The organism is Okeania hirsuta, assembly GCF_003838195.1.
Classification (GTDB): domain Bacteria; phylum Cyanobacteriota; class Cyanobacteriia; order Cyanobacteriales; family Microcoleaceae; genus Okeania; species Okeania hirsuta.
The window spans coordinates 1-683 of sequence record NZ_RCBY01000668.1 but is presented as its reverse complement, the minus strand read 5'-3'; the positions used below and the strand labels follow the sequence as shown (position 1 = coordinate 683).

The following is a 683-nucleotide window of genomic DNA, read 5'->3' as shown; positions in this document are numbered from 1 at the left end:
GGTTTTAACTTTCAGGCAGCATGGACTGGTGGCTGGATTGCTGGCGAATCCATGGCCTTGGATTAGTTATTTAGGTGAGATCAAATAAATTCCAAATCGACTCATTAGGTGGTTCCGCCGTGATTACTACTGGTACCTTCTTGACGGGATGAATAAAGCTCATCTCTCGACAGTGCAAGTGGATAGAGCCATCCACGTTGGGAGAAGGGTGGCCATATTTCACATCTCCGCGAATTGGGCACCCAATCTTAGACAACTGGACCCTAATTTGATGCGGACGCCCAGTCAATGGGTGAACTTCCAGTAGATGATGTCCTGCCAATCCAGCTTTCAAAGCATAGGTTAACTCAGATTTTTTGGCATTCTTGTTTCGATTGCTAGGACGATCGAAAGCCTTGGCCTTATTGATCTGCGTATCCTTGATCAGGTAATGCGTAAGATGTCCTTCCAGTGGGTTTGGGCGGGTATCAGTGATCGCCCAATAGGTCTTCTGAATAGCCTTTTCCTGAAAAAGCTTATTCATTCGAGTCAAGGCTTTGCTAGTTCGAGCAAAGACCACAACTCCACTAACAGGTCGATCTAAGCGATGGATCGTCCCGAGAAAGACGGCCCCGGGTTTTGCATAGCGCTCCTTGATATATGCCTTTACCGCTTCACTGATCGGCATGTCTCCCGTGATGTCT

1 protein-coding gene is annotated in these 683 nt (G+C 47.4%); it reads right to left on the bottom strand.

What is annotated here, in order from left to right; all coding sequences use genetic code 11:
* Window positions 1-70: 70 nt before the first annotated feature.
* A partial coding sequence (locus D5R40_RS33580; RefSeq protein ID WP_134239686.1) for an RluA family pseudouridine synthase occupies window positions 71-683 on the bottom strand: 613 nt, incomplete at its 5' end.